Origin of the sequence: Caballeronia sp. LZ024 (assembly GCF_031451455.1) — a bacterium.
In the GTDB taxonomy this organism is placed as follows: Bacteria; Pseudomonadota; Gammaproteobacteria; order Burkholderiales; family Burkholderiaceae; genus Caballeronia; species Caballeronia telluris.
In genome coordinates this window covers 35,937-56,345 of sequence record NZ_JARUXL010000002.1, presented here as the reverse complement: position 1 = coordinate 56,345, position 20,409 = coordinate 35,937, and the positions used below count along the sequence as shown (strand labels likewise).

Genomic DNA, 20,409 nt, shown 5'->3' with positions numbered 1-20,409 from the left:
AACCGGACATGACTGAACCCACCCGCGACAACGAGATCCTGCGTTACTACGAAGCGGAAATGCGCTACCTGCGCGAAGCCGGCAAGGAATTCGCGCAAGCGTTCCCCGACCGCGCGCGCGAACTCGACCTCGATCGCGTCGGCGAGCGCGATCCGCACGTCGAGCGACTCTTCGAAGGCTTTGCCTTCCTGATGGGGCGCCTGCGCCACAAGCTCGACGACGAGTTGCCCGAGCTGACCGAGGGCCTCGTCAGCATGCTGTGGCCGCACTACCTGCGGATGATCCCGTCGCTCGCCATTCTCGAACTCATCCCGGAAACCGGCGCGCTGCAAAAACACGAAACGCTCGAAGCGGGACTGGAAGCCACGTCCGATCCGGTCGCCACCGAACTCAACGCGGGCGATGCCGCGATCGAGTGCGTGTACCGCACCACGCAGGCGGTCGAGCTGTATCCGCTCGCCTTGAGCGAAGCGGGCGTGTATGCCCGCGAGGATGGACGCTCCGTCATCCGTCTGCGTCTGGCGATTCAGACCCAGGCCGAACGCGAGCGGCTGCAGGTGCCGCGCCTGCGTCTGTACCTGAATGCAGACCGGCCCGTTGCGCTCGCCCTTTACGCCGCGCTGACCGCACAGCCGGTCGCGATGCAGGTGCGCGTGCCGGGCTGGCCCGAGGACCGGCCCGGTGTGCCGATGCCGATGCCGGGACTGCGCCTCGCCCCCTCCGGGTTCGCCGCCGAAGAACGGCTCTGGCCCAAGGCCGACAACGCGTTTGGCGGCTACCAGTTGCTGCTCGAGTACTTTACGTTCCCCGAGAAGTTCATGTTCGTCGACCTGCTCGGGCTCGACATTCAGGCAATTCCCGCGTCGGCGACCTCGCTCGATGTCGAGGTCGTGCTCGAACATCCGTATCCGGACGACATGCGCTTCAACGCGGACAACATCCGTCTGTACTGCACGCCCGTCATCAATCTGTTCCCGGTCGGCGCCGATCCGGTCACGGTCACGCAGCACGAAACCGAATACCGGGTGCGCGCGCGTGCCGAACACGGCTCGCTCGTCGATATCTATTCGGTCGATGCCGTGAATTATTTCGAGCGAGGGCGGCGCTATGAATATGTGCCGTTCGCGGCGTTCCGTCATCGCGGCGGCATGCTGCGCCACGACATGCCCGAGCGGTACTACCACACGCGCATGCGGCGCGGTCCGTCCGGGCGGTTCGACACCTGGATCGTGCTCGGCGGCCACGCCTGGGATCAGGCGAAGACCTTGCCCACCGAGACGCTGTCCCTGTCGGTGACGGGCACCAACGGGATGCTGCCGCGCAAGGCCCTGCGCGAAGCGGGCATCACGCGCATGCGCGGCGGCTTTACCAACATCGGCGCGGTGCGCAACTTGACCGCGCCGACGCTGCCCGTCTATCCGCCCACCGGCGACCGCTTCCAGTGGCGCGTGCTCTCGCATCTCGCGCCAAACTACCTGTCGCTGCTCGACGCGGAGATTTTGCGCGGCTCGCTCGCGCTCTACGACTGGACCGACGGCGAACTCAACAGCCGGCGCATCAACGCGATCACCGACGTGCGTCACCGGCCGCTCAGCAAGCTCGTCAAGGGCGGCCTGCTGCGCGGCGTGGAGATCACCGTGACGCTCGACGCGGGGCGCTTTGCGGGCAACGGCGATCTCGAACTCTTCGGCGGCATGCTCAACCGGTTCTTGGGCCTCTACGCCACACTGAACCTCTACACGAAGCTCGTGATCGTGACCCAGCCGACGGGGCAGCGTATCGAATGGCCTGAAACGAAGGGCGAGGGGGCACCGTTTTGAACGCGAGCACGATGCTGGCGGCCGACGCGCCGTCGCTGCTACCGGCGATTCTCGACGACGCGCCGCGGATGAACTTCATCCGCTTCTGCGAGCTGCTCGAACTGGCCGCGCCCGATGCGCCGCCGCTCGGGACGACGGATTCCCCGGCCGCGGACCCGATCCGGTTCCGTTCGCGCGCGCAACTGGGCTTTCCCGGGCGTGAAATCGATGCGGTGCGGTACGACACCGACCAACCGGCCGCGCCACCCTCGGTGGTGACGACGTTTCTTGGACTGTATGGCGTCGACGCGCGCATGCCCGCGTATTTCGTCGATGAGGTCGCGCAGAACCGCGATGGCGCCGAGCGCTTGTCGGCGTTTTTGGACTTGTTCCATCACCGCGTCATCACGCAGTACTACCGTGTCGCGCGCAAATACCGGTATCCGGTTGGGTTCAGGCGCGATGGGACGGACCCGGTGTCGCGTTATCTGCTCAGTTTCGCCGGCTTCGGGTTCAGTACATCGGCGCGTATTAGCACGCACATCACCACGCGCATCGGCACGGCCACGGAGAAGCAGCAGGCCTCGGTCGCACGAGCGCAGCTCTCGGAGATCGCCGACAAACGCCGGTTGCTCTCGATGCTCGGACTCGCGATGCAGAAGACGCGCACCGCGGAAGGCCTCGCCGGTGTGCTGCGGCATGCGGTGCCGGACGCGTCGATTGCGGTCGAAGAGTTCCACCCGGTGTGGCGGGAAGTCGACGAGGTCGAGCCCGCCGCGCTCGGTGAGCAATGTCTGCTCGGGCGCGGCTTCTACGACCGGGCGAACACGGTGCGGGTCGTCATCACGCCCGGGTCGCGTGAAACGGTACTGGCGCTCGTGCCAGGGCAGCGCGCGCATCGTGAGGTGATGGCGCTGCTGCGCTTCTATCTGGGCTACGAAAGCGAAGCGGATCTGGAGATGCACGTGCGTCCCGAGCTGATGCCGACGCCCACGCTTGAGCCGCGTCAGGCGAATCTGGGTTTTACGGCGCAACTCGAAGCGCCGGCTGGCGATGCGGCGCGTATCACGCAAATCACGCCTATCACGCGCATCACACGCGTGCAGCTCGGTCGCTGGAACGGCGCCGGCGAGGCAATCGCATGAAGAACAACAACAGGAACAGGGGCATCCCCGAAATGGACGCAAACATGAAGCGCGCGGCACGCTGCGCAAGTCTGGCGATCGCGATCTTGTCGGCTGTCGCCACGGCCGGATGCGGCGTTGCGCAGTCGGTCAGCGATAGCACCGTCGATGCCGCGAAGTGGGCCTTCACGACCCAGGTCAAGACGATGAACGTGGACCTCAAAAGCCGTGCGTCACTCAACGCCGACGCCCAGGGGCAATCACTTTCGACGGTGGTGCGGTTCTACCAGCTCAAGGACGCGAAGACCTTCGCGCAACTCAACTACGAGCAACTACAGTCCGACGATCTGAATCTGCTCAAGGCGGATCTGCTCGCGACGAAGGATGTCGTGCTGCGTCCGGACGCGAGCGCGAGTATCGCCGAGCCGATGAACCCGGATGCGCAGGTCGTGGGCGTGGCGGCGTTCTTCCGCGATCCGGGGCAGGACGCGGTGTGGAAGCTCACGATCGCAAAGCAGCAATGGAAGAAAACGGACCCGGTGAAGATCGAAGTCAACGGTAACGCGCTGGTGCTGGGTGGTTCGGAGTCGCAACCCGTAAGACATCAGGCGCCGTTGCAGAGTCCGCCGGCGAACGCGAAGCCGGCGCCTTCCGCAGCCGCACAGCCGGCTCCGTGGTGAGCGGGAGGGACCTAGGGCCCGCGCGGCCCACTCGCGTACCGCGATAAACCGCATGTCGGGACCGAAGCGGATCGCCACCATGTCGCGCGGCACGTCCTGCAGGACCCGGATCCCGGCATCGAAACCGTCGGCGACGATATCCACGAGTCGCGTGTCGACGACGAACTCCACGTGGATTTCCGGATAAGCCGCGAGAAAGTCCGGCAATACATTGCGCACCAGCGACTTCGCCGCGGATTCGGACGCGCTGATACGCGGCGAACCCGAAGGACGGTCGCGCTCGGACGCGACTTCGATGGCTCGAGTCACGCAGTCTCGATCGTCCTTTCTTCCTCGCCGGACATCGGCCCGAAGCCCGTCGGCACGATCACGAGCGGATGACCGGATGACGCGCTTGTCTCGTGCGCATCGGCCAGCGCGAAGGCCTCGGAGATGATGCGCTCGACGTCCTGGCGCATCATCGTCACCTCGAAGGGCAGATGGGCGGCAAACGGGTCCCAGTCGAAGCAGCCGACCACCGCCGAATGCCAGTCTTCCCGCGACAGGCGCGAGGCGAACTGCACGAGTCCTTCGAACGCGGTGATCGAGTTCATCAGCAGGCCGTCGGGGAGGCGGCCGAGCGTCTCGTAGCGGCGCGCGACCGCTTGCCGCGCAGACGACGCGTCATAGCCGAAGCACTCGACGGCATCGTCCGCAGGGAGCAGGCCGCGGGCCGCGAAGGCGTCGCGAAAGCCGGCGATGCGCATGTCGGTCGCGTATTCGTCGACGACGCCGCCAAGGAACACGAGTTCCCCGGGCGAGGCGCCGCGAGCGATCATCTTGTCGATCAGCGCATCGGTCAGCGCGCAGGCGCCGCCACGGTTGTCGGAGACGACGGAAGGCGCGTCGGCGCCGGGCAGGTCCACGTTGATGCAGATGATCCCGGCCGCCAGACACAGCGCGTTGAGCGGCGACGGGTCCCGCACGCCCGCGATGAACAGCACTTCGACCCGTTGCGATAGCAGTGTCTCGGTCACGCTCATCTCGACCGACGGATCGCGCTGGGTGCTCACGACGATCGGGCACAGGCCGCGGCTTCGTGCCTGCTCCTCGAAGGTCTCCGCGAGGCCCGCGAAGAAGCGGTTCCGGTAGTGCGGCAGGATCATGCCCGCGAGTCCGGAGCGCGAGAGCCGCAGTCCGCGCGCCTTCATGTTGACGTTGTAGCCGAGCTGCTGCGCGCTCGCCAGGATGCGGTTGGCGGTGTCTTCCTTGATGCGGTAGCGCGCCCACGTGCCGTTGAGCACCATGCTGACCGCAGACGTCGACGAGCCCGTCGCCTTCGCGATGTCGTAAATCGTGGACTTGCGTCCTGACTTGTTGCGGACCATCTGCCGTTCACTCCAAAAGCACGCCCGTTCTCAATTTACCCGATACCGGACACTGCCAGGCGCACGCTCGACGGCAGGGTATTTACCCGATTGACCCTTATGCTAAATGGATTCAGCATCCGTGTCACTGAATGCTGAATGGATTTAGCAAGACGTATCAGCTTCAGCAGGCAGCGCGCACTTTCCACGATCTAATTGGCCGTTCGGCGACAGTTGCCAGCGGTTCAGCGGAGGAGACAATGTCGAAGAAACTGGTACGCACCCTGTTTGCGGGCGTCGTTGCGTTCGCGCTGTCAGCCGGCTTTGCTTCGGCGTCGCCTGACAAGCCGGTGATCGGTGTGGTCGTGAAGATCGGCGGCATTCCCTGGTTCAACGCGATGGACGCCGGGATCAAGCAGCAGGCCGAGAAGCTCGGCGTCAAAGCTTTCATGGTGGGCCCGACGAGCGCCGACCCGGCGCTCCAGGTGCGCGCGATCGAGGACCTGATTGCGCAGAAGGTCGACGTGATCGGCGTGGTGCCGAACGATGCCGAAGTGCTGGAGCCGGTGTTGCAGCGGGCGCGGGCCGCGGGCATCAAGGTCATCACGCATGAGTCGCCGAAGCAGAAGAACGCCGACTGGGACTTCGAACTGGCGTCCGTCAAAGGATTCGGCGAAGCGTACGCGAAGAAGCTCGCCACGGCGCTGGGCGGCAAGGGCGAGTACGCGGTGTTCGTCGGGTCGCTCACCGTGCCGCTTCACAACGCGTGGGCCGATGCGGCGATCGCTTACCTCAAGGCCAACGATCCGGGCATGAAGCTCGTCGGCGACCGCTACGGCGTCGCGGAGGACGTCGACGCGTCGCGCAAGACCGCGCTCGACCTGATGCGTGCGCATCCCGACCTCAAGGCGATTCTCGCGTTCGGCAGCCAGGGGCCGATCGGGGCGGCGCGCGCGGTCGCGGAGAGGCAGGCGAAAGGAAAGGTGCTCGTGCTCGGACCGTTTTCGCCGGGACAGGGCAAGCGTCTCGTCCACGACGGCGTGTTGACCGGCGGCTACATGTGGAATCCGAAGCAGGCGGGCGAGGTGTTCGTGACGCTGGGCGTGATGGTCGCGAAGGGCGAACCGATCAAGGACGGCACGAATATCCCGGGCCTCGGCGTGGTTCATCCCGATGGTCACAATCTGATCGTCGATCAACTCGTCGAACTCAACGAGAAAACGGTAGACGATCTCGCGAAGTCGGGCCTCTGAGCGCAGCGTCTTCGCGGCATGCGTGAAAGAGCCGCACGACGGCTTGAGCGTGCTCGGATCAGGAGCGTTCCCATGACGACAGCAGCTTCCCCGGATCACCACGCGGTGCAGCCGGATCGGGCGGACGGTGCGGCGACTCCCGTCGACGCCGGCCGCACCGAACTGCTCAAGCTCGACAACATCTCCAAGATATTCGGCGGCGTGAAAGCGCTGCAGTCCGTGAAGTTCGACATCATGCCGGGCGAAGTGGTCTGCCTCGCGGGCGAAAACGGCTGCGGCAAGAGCACGTTGATCAAGGTGATCAGCGGCGTCTATCAGCCGGAAGCCGGGGCCGTGATGCTGATGGACGGCCAGTCCATCGAAGGGCTGAATCCGGCGAAGGCGCGCGACCTCGGCATTCAGGTGATCTGGCAGGACCTCGCGCTGTTTCCCGAGATGACCGTCGCGGAAAACATCGCATTCGAGCAGAACCTCGGACCGCGCCCGCGCCTCGTGAACTACCGGCAGATGAAGGACGCGGCGCGCCGTATCCTGGCGCGGCTGGGCGTCGCGATCGACCTCGACCGCTCGGTGCGCACGCTGTCGATCGCGCAGCGGCAGACGGTCGCGATCGCGCGGGCGCTCGTCGCGGACGCGCGGCTCGTGTTCATGGACGAGCCGACCGCCTCGCTGTCGCACGCGGAGACCGAGGCGCTGCTTGCGATCGTCCGGCGTCTGTCGGCGGACGGAATCGCGGTCGTGTTCGTAAGTCACCGCCTTGCCGAAGTGCTCGACGTCTGCACGCGCGTGACCGTGCTGCGCGACGGACAATACGTCGGCACGTTCCCGACCGCCGGCATGACGCAAACCCGGCTCACCGAACTGATGACCGGGCGCACGTTCGACTACGCGGTGCGCAGCACGGATCTCTCCGGCGCGCCGGTCGTGCTGCAGGTCGAAGGCCTGACGCGTCGGAGCGAATACGACGGGGTGTCGCTCTCCATCAGGAAAGGGGAAATCCTCGGCCTCACAGGCCGGCTCGGCGCGGGTCGAACGGAACTCGCGCTGACGCTCTTCGGCATGTCGCCGGCGAATTCCGGTTCGATCCGGCTCAACGGCGAGACGTTGTCGCTGCGCTCCAATAAACAGGCGATCCGCGCGGGCATTGCGTATGTGTCGGAAGACCGGCTTTCGCTCGGCCTCGTACAACCTCAGTCGATCGGCGACAATACGGTGGCCGCGGTGCTCGACAACCTGCTCGGCCCGGCGCGTCTGATCGACCCGGCGCGGCGCGGCGCGCTGATCGACGACTGGATCAGGAAGCTGGCCGTCAAGATCGGCAAACCGGAGGATGCGGTGTCGACGCTCTCGGGCGGCAACCAGCAGCGCATCGTGCTTGCCAAGTGGCTCGCGACCAATCCGAAGCTGCTGATTCTCGATTCACCGACCGTCGGCGTCGACGTGGGCGCTCGCGCCGGCATCTTCGCGATCATCCATCAGCTGGCGGCACAGGGCATGGCGATCCTGCTGATCTCGGACGAGATTCCCGAGGTCTACTTCAACGCGGACCGCATCCTGCACATGCGCAACGGCCGCATCGTGGCGGAGTATCTGCCGGGCGCGACCACGATGGACCGGATCGAAGGAGACGTCCATGCCTGATCTGCGCAAATGGGGCATCGGCTCGATCGAGGCGCTCCTGATCCTGCTCATCGCGGCGATGGTCGTCGGTCTGAGCATCTCGACCACGACCTTCCTCACGCTGCCGAACCTGTTCGATCTGCTCAACCAGAGTTCGGTCAACATCATCTTCGCCGCGGGGCTGCTCGTCGTGCTGATCGCGGGCGGCATCGACATCTCGTTCGCCGTGGGCGCGTCCGTGGTTCAGTACCTGACCGCGCTGACGGTCATCCAGCTCGGCGGCGGCAACTGGGCGATCGGCTTTCTCGCGGCGGCCGCATTCGGCTTCCTGCTGGGCGCCGTCAACGCCACGATCATCTACCGGTTCCGCATTGTCTCGATCGTCGTGACGATTGCGACCTTCAACGTGTTCTTCGGCGGCCTGATGTTCCTGACGGGCGGCGTCTCGATCTACGATTTGCCGGACTGGTGGACGCATCGCGTTTCGCTGATCCAGCTGAAGACGTCGAGCGGCGTCGCGGATCTCGCGCTGCCCGTCGCGGTGATGGTCGTCATGGTGGCGGCCACCTGGTTCCTGCTGCGCCGCACGACCACGGGGCGGCAGCTCTACGCGATGGGCGACAACCCGGACGCGGCGCGACGCGTCGGGATCAACATCGGCACGATGCACTATGTCGCGTTCGGCTGGCTGGGGATGATGGCCGGCATCGCCGGGCTCATGCAGGCGCACTACGTTCAGGAAGTCGTGCCCAATGCGCTCTATGGCCGCGAACTCGATGTGCTCGCCGCCGTGGTGCTCGGCGGGGCGCGGCTCGGCGGCGGACGCGGCACGATCCTCGGCGCCATCCTCGGCATCCTGCTGACCGCCATCACCGCGAACGGGCTGAACCTGCTCGGCATCTCGCCTTACGCGTTCAAGATGATCATCGGCGCGATCATCCTGATTGCCATCACGATGTCGAGCGGCGGCTTTGCGAAGCTCGTCGGATCGCGATTCACTTCGCCACGCGCAGAGGCCAGATCATGAAACTCCTGTCGTCACAACGCTCGGGCGTGCCGCTCGTGCCTCCCGATGTCGTCGGCCTGCTTGGGTTTCTCGCCTTCGTGATCGCGGTCATGAGCTTCGCCTCCGAGCGCTTTTTCTCCACCAGCACGTTCGTCTCGGTAGCTTTCCAGTTGCCGGAACTGGGACTCTTCACGCTCGCGATGCTGATGCCGCTGATCTCGGGCGGCTTCAATCTCGCGGTGACGTTCACCGCCAATATCGCCGGGCTGGCGATGGCGTGGGTGCTGCACTCGCAAGGCGGCGCCGACGCGGGCGCGGGCGCCATCGCGCTCGGGATTGCCGCAGCGCTCGCCACGGGCGCCGCCGCCGGCTGGCTGATGGGCGCGATCATCGCGCGCACGGGCGCAAGTCCGATCCTCGTCTCGCTCTCGATGATGATTTTCCTGCGCGGGCTGGGCGAATTCCTGACCCACGGCGGCGACATTTCCGGCTTCCCGCCTTTCGTGCGCGAGATGGGCAACGGCCTGTTGTTCGGCGTGCCGATCCCGCTCTGGATCTTCGCCGGATGCGCGGCGCTCTGGCACGTCGTGATGACGCGTTCGCGACTCGGCTTTGCCACGCGCATGATCGGCTCGAACCTGGAGGCCACGCGCTATTCGGGGATCGCCACGACGCGCGCCGTCACGCGGATCTACATGCTGTCCGGCCTGATGTGCGGCGTCGCCGGCGTCGTGATGGCCGCGCGCTTCAACTCGGTGCGCGTCGGTCACGGCGAGGCGTTCCTGCTGATTGCCGTCCTCGCCTGTTTCCTCGGCCGCGTCGATCCGTTCGGCGGCTTCGGGCGCGTCGTGCCGGTCGTGATCGCGCTCGTGATCCTGCAAGTGATCGCGTCAGGGCTGAATCTGCTCGGCGCCAACCAGCACCTCGCCACGGCCTTGTGGGGCGTGTTCTTGCTTGCCGTGATGCTCATCCGCTGGGCGTGGGCGAACGGCTTTTTTCAGTCCTTGGTCCGCAGACGCGTGACCGCTTCGGGAGGAGTCGCACAATGAATACGCTGGGTGTTCACGCTTTGGTATGGGCCGGCGATCTGACGCCGGAGTCGACGCGCAAGGTCATCAGCCAGACCAAAGAGGCCGGCTTCGACCTCGTCGAACTGTCGCTGCACGGGCCGAAGGTCATGGACCTTGCGATGACCCGCGGTCTGCTCCAGGAATACGGTCTTCAGATCGGCTGCTCGCGCGGTCTGACGCTCGACGCCGACGTGTCGAGCGACGATCCGGCAACCGTCGCGCGCGGACTCGCGCTGCTCGAAGAGGGCATCGGCATCACTGCGGAACTCGGCGGCAATTACTTTGGCGGCATCCTGTACGGCGCGATGGCGAAGTACGGACAGCCGCTCACCGCGCAGGGCCGTCGCAATGCGGTTGATTCGCTCAAGCGTATCGCCGACTTCGCGCTGAAGAAGAACATCACGCTCGGGCTCGAAGTGGTGAACCGCTACGAAAGCAATCTGCTGAACACGGCATCGCAGGCGCTCGCCATGCTCGACGACGTCGGCGCGCCTAACGTCGTCGTGCATCTCGACACGTATCACATGAACATCGAGGAGTCGGACTTCATGCAGCCGGTGCTCGCGTGCGGCAAGCGCCTTGGCTACGTTCACATCGGCGAAAGCAATCGGGGTTATCTCGGCTCCGGGACGATCGATTTCGCGCAGTTCTTCCACGCGCTCGCGATGATCGACTATCAGGGCGTGGTCACGTTCGAGAGTTTTTCGTCGACCGTCGTGAACGAACAGCTATCCAACGCGCTCGCGATATGGCGCAACCTGTGGGACGACAGCATGGATCTGGCGACCCATGCACGCACGTTCATCGCGGGCGGGATCAACGCGGCAGCGAAGGCGAGAGCCCATCACTAGACGCGTTGCGCTAACCCAGCGCGGGCGACCTCGAAAACGCGCGCGCCACGATGGCGCGCGTGCCGGGCGTCGTGCGCCAGTCGGACACTTCGCGATGATCGACCCATTGCACCGACTCGACCTCCGCGCCCGAGCGCACACGCGCATGGTCCGCGATGACCATGCGATACACGTGATGCACATGATGCGCCGAGACGTGTTCGAAGAGGAACGCGGCCGCCCGCGCCTCGACGCCGGTTTCGTCATACAACTCGCGGATCGCGGCGACGATGGGCAACTCGTCGTGTGCGACGGAGCCGCCCGGTAGCAGCCACATCCCCGTGTATTCTCTGACCATCAAGACCGCGCTTTGGCGGATCACCAGCCCTGTTGCTCGGATTCTCATTGTTTTGTTCTGTAGATTTCCGCGCGGCCACGTTCCGCGCGGGGCTCCTTCGCAAGCGTACATGGACATTCGCGAGGACTGCGACGCCGACGATAGCTCATCTGCCACCGGCTTTCAGTTCGACGACGCTCGAACGGTTATCGCACGGTTCGAAGAGCGCGAGAATTAGAAATATCCCTGCCGCTTCGCTGTGTCGAACTGGCGCACGCCGCCTGTGCTTTGGCGTCCAGCGCGCGGCTTCGCGATCCATAATGGAAGACGCGTGGGCGATGACACACGCATGATGGGGAAGACACGATGTCGAGCGATTGGAAACGCCGCGTCAGGCTGTTCGTCCAGCGCTTCTGGCAACCGACCAGCGCATGTATGACCTGCATGCCGGGAAGCTGGAGCAATGTCCTGAGCCTGGCGCACTGGACGATTGCACTGCAGACCGGTCTCTTCACGGGAATTCTGGCCGTGCTCCTCACGTTCACGCCGGCGTCGAAACTCTACGGCCACCGGTACGGCAATGCGCTCGTGGTCGGCACGCTCACCATGCTGGGCGATGCCTATTCGCACGTCAATCACTACGGCATGCCGTATGCAGAGGCGGTCGTCACGGGCGTGATTTCGGGTCTGCTAACGCTCGCTGGCTCGTATCTCTTCGAAGACCGCGCCCGCCGTCTTCGGGCAGCATGGGCGCGGATTGTCGGGTAGTGCGCCTTAGCCGCGCTTGCGCGCTTTGGTGCCGTCCGCCTGAACGGCGAGCGGTTCGGCAACGGTCAGAAGCAACAGCAGACAGAGCGTGGCCGTCCCGACCATATACAGGAACACGCTCGTCCAGCTATAGCGGTCCAGCAGGATGCCGACCGCGAGCGGAGCACACGCGCCGCCGATCTGACCGACGCAGTTGACGATGCCGAATGCAGTCGGATACGTCGATTTGGTGGCGAGGCCCATCGGATAGGCCGAGTAACCCGCGAAGCCGATACCCAGCATGAGTCCCGACGCGACCAGCGTCACTCCGAGATAGGCGACGCTATCGGGCGCGTCGATTAGCAGCACCATCATGATGACGGTGCCGAGTGCGCCGAGCATCATCATCGGCTTGCGCCGGCCGCCGAGCAGACGGTCGGAGATCACGCCGCCGAGCATGTTGCCGGCCACGGCGCCGATGAACGGCGCTGACGCGAGAAAGCCCATCTTCACGGAAGCAAACCCCTTGACCGTGACGAGATAGGTCGGAATCCAGGACATGAAGATATTGCTGATGCCGATCATGCAGCCATACCCGATCGCGACCCCGAAAATATTCCACGAGCGAAAGACCTGGCGAATCGTCTCGAGTTGCGGAACCTGCTTCGTGCGGTTGATCGCGTCGAGATAGGGCATGGGCGTTGCGCGCACGGCGCGTGCCGATTTCGTGTCGGTGTCGTTCGCGGGCGTTTCGTCGAGAATGTAGCGGCGCTCGGCAGGCGAGCAAAAGCGGTTCTCGCCGGGCGAATTCGTCACCAGCACCATCCATACGATCGCGAACAGGATGCCCGGGATCGCGAACACATAGAAGATTTCGCGCCATCCCCACAGCTGGATCACGACGATGCAGACCGAAGGCACGATGAGCGGACCCAGCTTCGACGCGGCGATCCACAGACCGGTCGCCGTGCCTTTTTCCTTCGTGGGAAACCACCGGTTGATCACGTTCGTGCAGCCGATCCCGAGCGGTCCTTCCGACAATCCCAGTCCGACACGGTACGCCTGCAGCAGAAACACGGACGACGTCGTGCCCATCAGTCCCGTGAAGATCGAGGTGAGGATCATGAAGATCGAGAACAGGAAGCCGGTCGTCTTTTCGCTAAGCCGCTTGTAGATGAGACCGACGGGAATCTGCACGAAGCCATACGCGAACGAGAACAGACTGACGATCAATCCGGCCTCGGTATTGGTGATGCCATATTCCTTCCTCAGGTACGGCAACGCGATGCCGAAGTTCGCGCGGTCGGCGCAGGCGATCGCCCAGATGCAAAAGATGAGCCCCATCACGACCCAGCGATGGCGGGTGCGTTTCTCCGTCATGGGCTCCGCTTTCGCGGAAATCGCCACGCTATCAGCGTTATTCATTTGAATTCCTCCCGATTGTCCGGCGTCGGCGACCACTGTCGCGAGCGCGGATGCCGTCTTCGTCATGCGAGCAAGCCGGCTGCGCGAAGTCGTGCAGCCTCGATGAGTTGCGCTGAATCTAGACGGCGCGTATCCGGCGGGGCTCGACGTCTGGCGATGTCCCGAGCGAACGGGCATTGATGCGGAAAGGGAATGTGATGCGGATCGAATTCACGCTGTTGTCTCCGGATTTGGGCTATTAGGGCTTTTTATTATTTTTCGATTGGAAAGCATATTTCGAAGGTCGCGCAACGACCGTTCCAATGCGCTTTCCGACGCTTCGAATTGTGGCGATTCGGAAATAGGCCGTCTAATCTTTTATTGCTATTACGTGATGCTCGGATTGAATCGATACGACACGCCGATTCGTGGATCAACTGATAGCGTTTTGGGATTGGACGCGCCTGCGGAAAAGGACGATCATCCGGCCACATTTCAATCTCACGGAGTGCCTCAATTGAAACCGAGCATCTTGCAACTGAATCCCATCCTCGTTCCGGCCATCAACGATAAACTGCGCGAGCTTTATACCGTGCATCGCCTCTTCGAACAGGACGACAAGGACGCTTATATCCAAGAACACGGCGCTTCGATCCAGGGCGTGATAACCGGCGGACACACGGGTATTTCAAACGCGCTCATCGAACGGCTTCCGGCTTTGAAGGTCATCGCGGTGAACGGCGTTGGAACCGATGCCGTCGATCTCGGCTTTGCACGTGAGCGCGGTCTTCCCGTCACGGGCACGTTCGGCGCGCTGACCGAAGACGTCGCCGACCTCGCCATCGGACTGATGCTGGCCGTCTGCCGGGAGATCTGCGCGGGCAACGAATTCGTGAAGACGGGAAGCTGGGTCGAGAATCCGCATCCGGGCGCGCTGCCTTTGTCCCGGCGCCTGAGCGGCAAGCGGGTCGGTATCGTGGGCATGGGCAAGGTCGGCCGGGCGATAGCGCAGCGTGTGTCTGCGTTCAACTGTCCGGTGTCCTACACCGACTTGCGCCGTATGGAGGACGTGCCCCATCAGTTCGTTCCCGATCTCCTGTCGCTCGCTCGCGGCTGCGACTTTCTCGTGTTGTCCGCCGCGGCGGACAAGGCGCACGGCATCGTGAACGCCGCCGTGTTCGACGCGTTGGGCAAAGACGGCTATCTCGTGAACATCGCGCGCGGGAAGCTGGTCGTCGAAGAAGATCTGGTCGAAGCGCTGACGAACGGCGTCATTGCGGGCGCGGGCCTCGATGTATTCGTCGACGAACCGAATGTGCCGTCGGCGCTGTTCGGCATGGATCGCGTGGTGCTGCAGGCGCATCGTGCGAGCGCCACGGTGGAGTCGCGCACCGCGATGGGCGAGATGGTGCTTGCCAGTCTGGCTCAGGCCCTGGCGGGCGAGCGGCCCGAGGGCAGCCTGACGACGTGAGTCGAGGCGCGAAGCCTTCGCCCTATAATGTCCGTCGACCATGACCTTCCTGTCGACTGAGAATGCTTGATCTTGGACAAGTGCGTTGCTTCGTTGCTGCCGCGACCGAATCGAACTTCAGACGCGCTGCGGCGCTTCTGAACATGACTCAGCCGCCGCTCAGCAGACAGATTCATTTGCTCGAAGACAATCTGGGCGTGAAGCTCTTCGAGCGCATCGGCCGCACGGTCAGGCTGACGACGGAAGGACGGGTGTTCCTCGCGGACGCGACGCGTCTGCTCAGCCTGGCCGAGCAGGCCGAAAGCACGGTCCGGCGCGCGAGCAAGGGGAAGACGGGGCGCGTGCGTATCGGGTTCACGGGCGCGGCCGGTTATGAACTGATTCCCGAGTTGCTGGTGGCGGCCGGCAGCGCGCTGCCCGATATCGACGTCGTGCTGCTCGAACTGATCTCCGTGTCCCAGATCGAAGCCTTCTCCGCGAACGCGATCGATCTGGGCTTTCTCAGGCCTTTGCCTTCAAGACAGAACCTGGAGTTTCTGCTGGTCGATGAAGAGCCTTTGATCATCGCGCTTCCCAAGGGCCACGCGTTGTGCCGTTATGAGCAGATCGAACTCAAGCAACTCGACGGTCAGCCGTTCATCATGCATTCCCCTACGCATGGAAAGTACTTCCATGACCGGATCATGGGCATGCTCACGAACGAAGGCGTAAATCTGAACGTCGCGCAATACATCGACCAGACGCCGACCATCCTCTCGCTGATTCGTGCCGGACTCGGCCTTGGGATCCTGCCGGCCTCGGCTCAACGATTCCACTACGACAACGTCGAGTTCCGGTCGATCGCCGACAATTCGACGCAGGCCGAAATGAGCATGGCGTGGCGCACCGACCAGGACAATCCCGCGGTCACGGCCTTCAGGCTCATGGCGGCGGACCATTTCGCGGCGAAGGCGCGGGCCTGACGCCGCATCTTCGCCGCGCCGTCACACCTCGGCGCCGACGCGCGTTCGCTGCGTGCCAAGCGACTCCAGCACGGACTGCACGACTCGTTCGACGCTCGGCCAGTTCCTTGCGTGCTGGTCCGCGACGTAATGGTCCGGCGACACGCTGCGATAGTGCGCCGGATAACCCCAGATCGCATCGTGAACCGTCGGCCGCGTGATGCTGCCGCCGATCACCGCGACGGTCGGCCGGCGGAACGCGGCGGCGACGTGCATCAGCATCGAGGAGTTCGTCAGCACAGCGGTGGCCGCTTCGGCAAGGGCGAAAACGATCCGCATCGGCACCGCGCCCGCCACCGAGCGAACGGGCACGCCCGGGCCCGCTGCGGCGATCGCTTCGGCGGCGCGCGCCTTATCGGCCTCGCTGCCGACGATCACGATGTCGCACGCATCGCCCGTGCTTTCGAGCGTCCGCGCGATTTGCGCGAGCGCGGCGCCGACCTGACGCGGGTCCCATACCTTGGTCGGCACGCCGGCCCCGATGCCGACGAGCAGGCGCACGGTACGCTGACCCGGCACGGCGGCCTTCCATATTTTCGCTGCGCGGGCGCGTTCTTTCCTGGTCAGGAAGAGTTGCGGACGCGCGTCCGGCAGCGCGGTCGCGCCCAGCAATTCGGCCTGCGCGAGCGCCGCGCGCCCGGATTGCCGTCGCGCGAAGTCGATGTACTCGTGGCATGCGCTATGGCCGCCGCGATAGCCGCGCACGCCGATGCGATATCGCACGCCCAGACGCATCATCAGCAAGGCGCCCATGTAGCTGCCGAGCACGTCGATGCCGACGTCGAAACCGCCTCGCGCGCGCAGCGCCGCGACCTGCGGCGACTTGCGCAGGAAGCGCAGTACATTGCCAGGCGAGCGATCTTCGACGAGCTTGTTGTTCCAGGGCGCGTCGATGTCGACGATCTCATCGATGAATGGATTGTTCTCCAGGATCGGACGTCCCCAACTGCCCACGCCGGCAATGAGGCGCGTCTTCGGAAAGCGCTTGCGCAACGCCTCGAAGATCGGCGTGGTGGTGAGCAACTCGCCGAAATCGTTCGGACGCAGCACGAGGATTTCGCGCGGCGTGTCGCGATGCGGGTCGTGTCGTGGAGGATAGAACCGGCCGATCATCCAGACCGGCATTTCCGTCAGCAGGCTTTTCCAACCCATTGCTTCTCCAGATTCGCTTTGGCTTTGAGCCGTCGAGTGGCATCGATGCGCCGGGCAAGGCCGGCCTATCGCCTGGATTGTGCATAAGAGCGGGCCTGCGTTCTGTGGCCGGCCTTACAGAAGTCCGGACGTCGTTTAGTCGAATTCCGCCATTCGATCGTGTCGGGTCAGCGCATACAGCGGGGTCGAAAAGCGTTGTCCGCGCGCCGACAGGCTGGGTCGCTGGCGTCGGCGGGAATGTCGTTCGGGCCGGCGGTGATATTGTTTGTTTTCAACCAGTTAGGCTCATGTCGAAGGGAGGAGGCCGCAGATTGGCACAGCCTCTGCATTGATAGTGACGGGCGCTGCGCAATGGATCGGATCCTGGCGCATGCGAATCTTCGACAAGCTTATTGGAGTCGTCATGAAAGCGAAATCCGTCGCCGTGTTGTTAGTCGTAAGTGCCGCATCGATGGCGGTTCCCTGCTTTGCCGGCAGTCACGCTCCGGCTTCCCCGAGTCGCGGATGCACCGGACTGCCCGTAACGCACCACGCCCGGACCGCGCATGCGAAGGCCATGAAGGAAGGCCAGGGCAGCGCGGTCGACGGGATGAGCGGTGGCGTCGGCGGCGACGAAGCGGGCCGTTCGCAATCCGGCCGACGCGCCCCGAGCGACAGCATCGACGCGATGTATCGCGGGGGCTGAACGGCGGTCGATCTGTCTCAGATCGACGCGGACGCTTGCTGCAAATACGGCGCGATATTGCGCATCGCGCGCGACACATAGTCTTCCTTCTCGGCGACGGGCGCCACGTAGTGCAGGGCGTTCGCGGCCGCCTCGACGCCCTCGAAGCGCGCGATGATCCATGCCGCAAGGTACTGCGACGCAAGGCAGCCTCCGGCGGTCGCGACGTTATCCCTCGCTACGAACGGCTGGTTCAGCACGGCGACGCCTGCTTCCTCGACCCACGGTTTCGTCGTCAGGTCGGTGCATGCGGGCACGCCGCCGAGCAGCCCCAGCTTCGCCAGCACGAGCGTGCCCGAGCACTGCGCGCCCAGCAGTTGACGCGCCGGATCGAACTGCATCTGCGCCATTAGCGCTTGATCGGCGACGACCTCGCGCGTCAGCATCCCGCTGCCCACGATGACCGCGTCCGCCGCATTGGCCTCACGCAGCGATATGTGTCCTTCGATCACCACGCCGTTCATCGACTTGACGCGTGTCTGCGGCGTCGCGATCGACACGCGCCAGCCCGGCTTCCTGATGCGGTTGAGGATGCCGAGCGCGATGAACGAATCGAGTTCGTTGAAGCCTTCGAAGGTCAGAATGGCGATGTGCATGATGGTGTGTCCGGTGCGTGTCGAGTGGTCGTTGAAGATATGGTATTTGCGGAGACCAGGACAATCAAATAATTGTCATGGATACAGCTTCGAATGAGGAGCATGTCGCCTCGAAAACGCCATCAAGAAATCTCGTGCGCCGCCGTTAACGACATGTGGATCGCTCGCGGCGTGTCATGCGCGGGCGGCCTGAATACTCGGAAAGGCTCCAGAACAAAAACGATCGCACCTTCGGAGTGAAACGTGCCGATATTGCTGTACCAGCTGACTATCATCGGGACGTTGATCCTGACTCGAATTCTGGCGCCGAAGCGGTTGCAGGCGGCTTGCCTGATCTGGACCGTTCTGACGGTAGTGAATCTGTTCTGGCCGCCTCTGATCATCCTCCAGTTGTTCGTGATCTGGATGACATTCGCCCTGATCAAACCGCGCGAATCCACCGCGGAGAAGGGAGCATCCAAATCGCGCGATGCCGATGTCAAAGCGCGGGCCGATGCAGCGTCCGCTCGATTCGGGCCGTCGCAGCGCATCTATGGGGAATCGTTGGTGTCGAATGGGGCGCCGGTGATCGAGGAGCGCGCGAATGCTGCGCTGGAACAGCCGCCTCCCTATGTGCCCTCGCGTATCGATCTGAGGTTCGATTCGCCCGCCGTCCAGACGTTGATTCATCCTTTACCCACGAATCTCGCGGATCGTGCTTTCACGCAGGCAGACCCATCGCCACGCGGCGATGGGCGGCGCGAGATCGAGGAAACGGCGATCGGCCTGCAGGTGCCGCTGCTTGCGCATTTCACGCGCGCATGTAATCTCGAGTCCATCCTCAAGCATGGATTGCGATCGATCGAGAAAGCGCAGGCTGCGGGCGTCAGGCTGCGCGTCAACGACGCGCTCCGTCTGGATGGCCGCCCTGACGCGATCTCCGTTTCGATTGCGTTTCCGAACCATAAAATGTTCTACAGCTATCGGCAGAGAGATCCCGAAGAAGAGTGGGTGGTCCTGCTCATCGATCCCGCGATCCTCTGGATGAAAAGCTGTGGATTCTGTCAGCGCAACGCGTCCGACCATCGAGTCCGCGAACTTCCGCTTCGAAGCCTCATGAACGCGAGCGCGTTTCGCAGCATGTTCGATCCGGTCGCCGATCTCCCGACGCGGCAAGAGCAGAAGCTGACGGATTTCGATCCAACGGACCCACAGGCGGAAGTGCTCGTTTTCGATACCATCGAGCCTCGGTTCATCGAGGGGATTGCCTTCGATAGCGCGGAAGTTCAGGCCGCTTGCGCTCATTTAGTCGGCGACCGGCGATGCGCGGTTTTCGACCGGAATACCGGTCCGTTTGCTTCGCGCGGCTACGCGCGCAAATGGAGCCACTGACCGGAAAGATAATCAGGACCGGTTCTGGGGTAAATTGTAAAGCCTCAAACACGACTGACGCCGCATCGGCTCATCATGCGCAAGAGCGGCCCGACACGGAGTCGAGGATGAACGTCAAACGCACTGCCACTGTGCTGCTCTTTCTTCTCATAGGGACGAGCCATGCGTCTGCACAGGCGGAACGTCTGTCCGATGCACAGATCGCGGGCGTCGTCTTCGTGGCGAATCAGGGGGAAATCACAGCGGGCGAGGCGGCGTTGCGCAGAACCCGCTCGAGGAGCGTGCAGGCGTTCGCAAGCCGGATCGTCGCCGAGCACGGGCAGGTCAATCAGGAGATCGTCGCACTGACGCAGAGGCTCGCGGCCAGCCTGCAACGAAGTGCCACGAGCGACGCGCTCACCCAAGACAGCAATGACGACCTCCCGAGACTCAACGCAGTCGACGCACGTGGCTTCGACGCAGCGTACCTCGATCGCGAAGTCGACTCGCTCGGCAGGCTGGTCAATGCCACCGACGCCTTCATCCGGACGACGACCAGCGCCGATCTCAAGATGCTTCTGGTCCGGGCCCGGCCGTCCTTCATTTTTCACCTCGACCAGGCGCGGCGATTGAAGTACGCCATCGGCTCTCCGGAAATCGGTCGATAGGCTCATCAAGCATCCCTTAGTACGTTCGTACTGAAACGTTCGACCGCGCACATCGCGCCCAGAAGATCGACCGTTCGCACTCCGCGTATACCCCGCAACAATTCGATGGTCTCCGTAAGAAACAGGTAAGCGCAGCCCCATAAGCTGAGGGTGAGAATTCTGGTGCGGGAGTTCATCATCATGCCCCGCGCGAGGATGGATCCCGGCCATCGTCGAGCGACGTATGGACAT

19 protein-coding genes and 1 pseudogene are annotated in these 20,409 nt (G+C 63.8%); 14 read left to right on the top strand and 6 right to left on the bottom strand.

Annotated features, from left to right (window positions below):
* Positions 1-8: 8 nt before the first annotated feature.
* The 3 genes from tssF to tssJ are packed head-to-tail and all read left to right on the top strand — an operon-like array spanning position 9 to position 3,603.
* On the top strand, positions 9-1,820 hold the full coding sequence (gene tssF, locus QCE48_RS15655; protein ID WP_309784940.1) for a type VI secretion system baseplate subunit TssF: 1,812 nt from the start codon (positions 9-11) through the stop codon (positions 1,818-1,820).
* Between the two features lie 11 nt (positions 1,821-1,831).
* On the top strand, positions 1,832-2,944 hold the full coding sequence (gene tssG, locus QCE48_RS15650; protein ID WP_309784939.1) for a type VI secretion system baseplate subunit TssG: 1,113 nt from the start codon (positions 1,832-1,834) through the stop codon (positions 2,942-2,944).
* Between the two features lie 32 nt (positions 2,945-2,976).
* Complete coding sequence (gene tssJ / locus QCE48_RS15645; RefSeq protein WP_309785086.1) at positions 2,977-3,603, top strand: type VI secretion system lipoprotein TssJ; 627 nt, start codon at positions 2,977-2,979, stop codon at positions 3,601-3,603.
* A gap of 90 nt (positions 3,604-3,693) precedes the next feature.
* On the opposite strand, the pseudogene QCE48_RS31880 reads toward tssJ, so the two are convergent.
* Together QCE48_RS31880 and QCE48_RS15635 are read right to left on the bottom strand one after the other, a co-directional pair.
* Positions 3,694-3,822, bottom strand: a pseudogene (locus QCE48_RS31880) (LysR family transcriptional regulator); the annotation flags it as partial.
* An 86-nt stretch (positions 3,823-3,908) separates the two neighbouring features.
* Entirely contained in the window at positions 3,909-4,970 is a 1,062-nt protein-coding gene (locus tag QCE48_RS15635) for a LacI family DNA-binding transcriptional regulator (protein WP_309784938.1), read from the bottom strand.
* Positions 4,971-5,209: 239 nt separating this feature from the next.
* Here QCE48_RS15635 and QCE48_RS15630 point away from each other — a divergent pair, with 239 nt between their 5' ends.
* From QCE48_RS15630 to QCE48_RS15610, 5 genes are all read left to right on the top strand, one after another.
* Positions 5,210-6,202 carry a substrate-binding domain-containing protein gene (locus tag QCE48_RS15630; protein WP_309784937.1) on the top strand — a complete coding sequence of 331 codons (993 nt, stop codon included), beginning with the start codon at positions 5,210-5,212 and terminating at the stop codon, positions 6,200-6,202.
* A gap of 72 nt (positions 6,203-6,274) precedes the next feature.
* Positions 6,275-7,843 (top strand): sugar ABC transporter ATP-binding protein, encoded by a 1,569-nt coding sequence (locus QCE48_RS15625; RefSeq protein ID WP_309784936.1) that lies wholly within the window; start codon positions 6,275-6,277, stop codon positions 7,841-7,843.
* The gene (locus QCE48_RS15620; protein ID WP_309784935.1) at positions 7,836-8,849 is read left to right on the top strand and encodes an ABC transporter permease; all 1,014 of its coding nucleotides are present in this window, start codon (positions 7,836-7,838) and stop codon (positions 8,847-8,849) included. The genes QCE48_RS15625 and QCE48_RS15620 overlap by 8 nt, the downstream gene beginning before the upstream one ends.
* Positions 8,846-9,877 carry an ABC transporter permease gene (locus QCE48_RS15615; protein ID WP_309784934.1) on the top strand — a complete coding sequence of 344 codons (1,032 nt, stop codon included), beginning with the start codon at positions 8,846-8,848 and terminating at the stop codon, positions 9,875-9,877. Before QCE48_RS15620 ends, QCE48_RS15615 begins: the two co-directional genes overlap by 4 nt.
* Complete coding sequence (locus QCE48_RS15610; protein ID WP_309784933.1) at positions 9,874-10,749, top strand: sugar phosphate isomerase/epimerase family protein; 876 nt, start codon at positions 9,874-9,876, stop codon at positions 10,747-10,749. The genes QCE48_RS15615 and QCE48_RS15610 overlap by 4 nt, the downstream gene beginning before the upstream one ends.
* 10 nt (positions 10,750-10,759) lie before the next feature.
* On the opposite strand, the gene QCE48_RS15605 is transcribed toward QCE48_RS15610, so the two are convergent.
* Positions 10,760-11,134, bottom strand: a complete 375-nt coding sequence (locus QCE48_RS15605) for an NUDIX domain-containing protein (protein ID WP_309784932.1) — start codon at positions 11,132-11,134, stop codon at positions 10,760-10,762.
* Between the two features lie 297 nt (positions 11,135-11,431).
* Between QCE48_RS15605 and QCE48_RS15600 the strand changes: the two genes are divergently transcribed.
* A complete protein-coding gene (locus QCE48_RS15600) occupies positions 11,432-11,833 on the top strand; it encodes a hypothetical protein (RefSeq protein ID WP_309784931.1) in 402 nt (133 codons plus the stop codon).
* A gap of 6 nt (positions 11,834-11,839) precedes the next feature.
* On the opposite strand, the gene QCE48_RS15595 is transcribed toward QCE48_RS15600, so the two are convergent.
* On the bottom strand, positions 11,840-13,237 hold the full coding sequence (locus QCE48_RS15595) for an MFS transporter (RefSeq protein WP_309784930.1): 1,398 nt from the start codon (positions 13,235-13,237) through the stop codon (positions 11,840-11,842).
* A 496-nt stretch (positions 13,238-13,733) separates the two neighbouring features.
* On the opposite strand from QCE48_RS15595, the gene QCE48_RS15590 reads away from it, so the two are divergent.
* Both QCE48_RS15590 and QCE48_RS15585 read left to right on the top strand, forming a co-directional pair.
* The gene (locus QCE48_RS15590) at positions 13,734-14,687 is read left to right on the top strand and encodes a 2-hydroxyacid dehydrogenase (RefSeq protein WP_309784929.1); all 954 of its coding nucleotides are present in this window, start codon (positions 13,734-13,736) and stop codon (positions 14,685-14,687) included.
* Positions 14,688-14,749: 62 nt separating this feature from the next.
* Positions 14,750-15,649, top strand: coding sequence for a LysR family transcriptional regulator (locus tag QCE48_RS15585; protein ID WP_309784928.1), 900 nt, complete (start codon positions 14,750-14,752; stop codon positions 15,647-15,649).
* Between the two features lie 21 nt (positions 15,650-15,670).
* Here QCE48_RS15585 and QCE48_RS15580 read toward each other — a convergent pair whose 3' ends face one another.
* The gene (locus tag QCE48_RS15580) at positions 15,671-16,840 is read right to left on the bottom strand and encodes a glycosyltransferase family 9 protein (protein ID WP_309784927.1); all 1,170 of its coding nucleotides are present in this window, start codon (positions 16,838-16,840) and stop codon (positions 15,671-15,673) included.
* A 370-nt stretch (positions 16,841-17,210) separates the two neighbouring features.
* Between QCE48_RS15580 and QCE48_RS15575 the strand changes: the two genes are divergently transcribed.
* Entirely contained in the window at positions 17,211-17,525 is a 315-nt protein-coding gene (locus QCE48_RS15575; RefSeq protein ID WP_309784926.1) for a hypothetical protein, read from the top strand.
* Between the two features lie 17 nt (positions 17,526-17,542).
* Here the strand turns inward: QCE48_RS15575 and QCE48_RS15570 are convergent, their stop codons facing one another.
* On the bottom strand, positions 17,543-18,160 hold the full coding sequence (locus QCE48_RS15570) for a DJ-1/PfpI family protein (RefSeq protein WP_309784925.1): 618 nt from the start codon (positions 18,158-18,160) through the stop codon (positions 17,543-17,545).
* A gap of 243 nt (positions 18,161-18,403) precedes the next feature.
* On the opposite strand from QCE48_RS15570, the gene QCE48_RS15565 reads away from it, so the two are divergent.
* Entirely contained in the window at positions 18,404-19,531 is a 1,128-nt protein-coding gene (locus QCE48_RS15565) for a DarT ssDNA thymidine ADP-ribosyltransferase family protein (RefSeq protein ID WP_309784924.1), read from the top strand.
* A 107-nt stretch (positions 19,532-19,638) separates the two neighbouring features.
* Entirely contained in the window at positions 19,639-20,178 is a 540-nt protein-coding gene (locus tag QCE48_RS15560; protein ID WP_309784923.1) for a DUF4142 domain-containing protein, read from the top strand.
* The last annotated feature ends 231 nt before the right edge of the window (positions 20,179-20,409 follow it).